A 3,061-nucleotide genomic window follows, 5' to 3' on the forward strand; every position below is an offset into this window, starting at 1 on the left:
CCCTCGGTGATGTGGGCGCCGGTGCCGCTCTCCCGCCACAGTGGAAGCCGGCCGACACCGGCTACCTCATGACGACGACCTACCGGGCCGACTCCGACACAACTCCTCCATCGCCGTACACCGCACGGCTTCAGACCTCCGGCGGTGTTGTCACCGCTATCGTTCTCGACCTTGAGGGGCAGGTCGCCGCGTCCGGCAGGCTCACGACCGCCGATGCATTCGGGATCGTCGGCGAGGCGCCGGCCGCAAACCCGGCCCCGTCCCCACCGTCGACGACGCAATCGCCGCCATCCACGCCACAGACACCGAGATGACCGGCGCGACACTCGCCCAAGCCCTCGGCGTCAATCTCCGCTCAGCGCAGCGGCTCCTACGGCTGGCCCGCGAACGCCTCGCCGCCGCCGAACGCTAACGCCGGCCAGGACAGGACGGAGCCCCGACCCGGTCGAGCTCTTCCCCTGACACTTCAACCTGGCGCGGCCGGTGAACAACTCCTCCGCCAGTTGAGGACCGGTCGGCGCATCCATGTTGTCGAGCTAGAGCCTTTGCTCGTCGAAAACGGCCAGGTGGCGGGTGAACGCGGCGGCGCCCTTGTCGGTGCGGGACTTTGCCCATTGGATGAGTTGGGTTAGGAAAAAGGCGCCGGCGCCGGTGGCGGCGCCGAGGATTGGGTTGCTGGCGAGGGTGCCGATGGTGCCCGTGGCGGTAGCGATGGTTAGGTCGACGACGCCTTGGCGGCGGCCGGAGAGTGTGGCGGGGTCCGGCTTGGCCTCCCGTTGGGCGTTGGCGATCCCTTCGCGGATGACAGCAAGTGCCTTGGAATCGGGGTCTAAGTAATCGTCGCGAGTGAGCCCTGAGGCCAGCGCGAGGCCTTCACGCAATCCGGCACGGAAGGTCTCGAACTGACCGTAGCTTCTGATTGCCACCAAATCGGGCATAGTCAGCTGGTAGCTGGGCACTGGCAAGCTGGTCAAAGTGCTGAACGCCACTGAGGCATCGATGCGATCAAACGGTGTGGCATTAGCAACTTTGTCACGAATCCGGCGAAGAAGGTCGAGCTGTTGCTGGCAGAGCGCAGGGTCGACGTCGGGAAAGATCGTCGACAGGCGCAGATCCTGCAGGATTGGGTAAAGGCTGGCCAGCAGCCTGTCGCCTGGGCCTCCGTCCCTAGGGTCGTCATCATTGGCCATTTTCCACAGGTCGTATCCGTGCCATCGCATCTTGATGGAAGCCCCGAGAGTCGGCATGATCTCGCGGCTCTCCTGCTGCATTTCGAGGAGAACCCGTGAGTGGCGAGGCAACAGCAGCGGAATCGATGGAGTGACGACGACGATGCCAGCGTCGATCAGCAGCGCCAAGTGGCCGCAGGCAACGATAAGATCGAGAATGGCCTTGGCATCCATCCATCCGCATCGCGGCATCTCAACGGCCACGCCTTCAAAGTAGAGGCAGTGCAGCTTGATGGCGTCGATGAAGGCAGCCTGCGAGGTGTCGTCCCACGGCCATCGGTAGAGCGGCGGAGTGTCCCAACGCGGCGTGAAGAACTCTTCGCCTTCGATCTTGCCGCTCCAGTCCTCGAGAGGGCGTGTATGCCAAGGTCTGAGCTCGCCTACACCGACCAAGGGGAACTCAAACACCTCTGACCACCCGTGGACCAGTCGGTAGAACTCACTTACATCAAGGTCGCGTGGGGACAACTCGAGCAGCCGGTCCGGGATGAGGGATTCACTTCCTAAGTACTCCCGAAGAATGTTGGTTATGGGCGTGACGGCCATCGGCGGCTCCGAGAGAGCAGGTAGTAACGCTGTCGAGGGTGGCATGTGGCATCCACTCGTCGGAAGTCCCGGTTGGAGCGCAGTTCGCGATCGGACACTTGATCATCCGCACGCTTCTAGCCGCCTACGATGCGCGGCACCTGGTGGTAACCGCTTGGCGCCCGGCGGGCGGTTGCGGGTACAGCGCCCGCCGGGTGATCAAGCGCACGAGGCCAGAGTCCAGCGTCGGCAGGGGCCGCTGCACCAGTCGGGGCGCCGGGTGAGTGGCCGGGTGGGTGAACTCGTCAGCTGCGGGCATCATGGAGGGTATGTCCAGGGGACGGAACTTCGTGGCGTCTGCGGGTTGGTTCCTGCTCGCTATCGCGATTGTCGTGGTGGGTCTGTGGGTGGTGTGGAAGGCGGCGGGCGCCGGCAGCGACACCGCCTTCGACCATTGGGTCGGCTGGGCCAATGTGCTGGCTTTGCCGATTGGCGCATTGGGCGTCGCGCTTGTTCTGTTCGACCGTGTTCGCCGCCACGACCAGGACGAAGTGAATCCGCCGGCGAACGTCCAACACATCACCGCTCACGGCGGTATCGCACAGGGTGTCATCGGCGGCAATATCGTGAACCACGATAGGCCCCCGTCGGACGTGCCCCCGCCGCGGCGGACCGGTGAGGGGCCGGACGATCGGACATGAGTAACGAGCAGCGGGTTACCGCGTCAGCCGGGTACGCCTATGGGGTAATAGGTGCCGATCTGCTCATCTTCACCGATCGCGGACCGGTCTATCACCTTGCCTCGCCGGATGCCCCGGCCGAGCCGGCCGGCGACTGGTTCCTCGAACAGCCGAGCCGTCTGCTCAACGCTCGCTTCCGGATCGTCGACTTTGTCGGGCACGACGAGATCGACGACTTGGTGCGCTGGCGGGACAGCACAGCGCGTATTGCGGTGCGTTGGATCGGTGGCCCCGGTGGCAGCGGCAAGTCCCGCTTGGCAGCCGAGATCGCCGCCGTGAGCCGGGTACAAGGATGGAAGATCGTGACGGTGACGCACGGTGTGGGTGCCGTGCTGCCGCCGGCTGGCAGCGTGGACCTGCGACTTGACGGCTACAGCGGTGTCCTGCTTGTTGTCGACTACGCCGACCGCTGGCCGATGAGCCATTTGACCTGGTTGCTGTCGAACGCGCTTCTTCATCAACCTGCCTGCGCGCGCATCCTGCTTCTAGGCCGGTCGATCGTTCCGTGGCTTCCGCTGCGTGCCGAACTGGAGAACCTATGGAGTGCGCATGACCTGGTGCAGCTCG

The 3,061-nt window shown here is 64.7% G+C and carries 3 protein-coding genes and 1 pseudogene; 3 read left to right on the plus strand and 1 reads right to left on the minus strand.

Going from position 1 to position 3,061, the window contains the following annotated elements; genetic code table 11:
• Window positions 1-314 (plus strand): hypothetical protein (locus tag KBX08_RS32750; RefSeq protein WP_210787629.1); only part of this gene is annotated, 314 nt, incomplete at its 5' end.
• A gap of 222 nt (window positions 315-536) precedes the next feature.
• Here the strand turns inward: KBX08_RS32750 and KBX08_RS32755 are convergent.
• Entirely contained in the window at window positions 537-1,775 is a 1,239-nt protein-coding gene (locus KBX08_RS32755; protein ID WP_210787630.1) for a hypothetical protein, read from the minus strand.
• 308 nt (window positions 1,776-2,083) lie between these two features.
• On the opposite strand from KBX08_RS32755, the gene KBX08_RS32760 reads away from it, so the two are divergent.
• Together KBX08_RS32760 and KBX08_RS32765 are read left to right on the plus strand one after the other, a co-directional pair.
• Window positions 2,084-2,455, plus strand: a complete 372-nt coding sequence (locus KBX08_RS32760) for a hypothetical protein (RefSeq protein WP_210787631.1) — start codon at window positions 2,084-2,086, stop codon at window positions 2,453-2,455.
• A pseudogene (locus KBX08_RS32765) lies at window positions 2,452-3,061 on the plus strand (hypothetical protein); the annotation flags it as partial. The gene KBX08_RS32760 and the pseudogene KBX08_RS32765, both read left to right, overlap by 4 nt.

The sequence above is a fragment of the Micromonospora sp. H61 genome (genome assembly GCF_018070325.1).
GTDB lineage: Bacteria > Actinomycetota > Actinomycetes > Mycobacteriales > Micromonosporaceae > Micromonospora > Micromonospora salmantinae.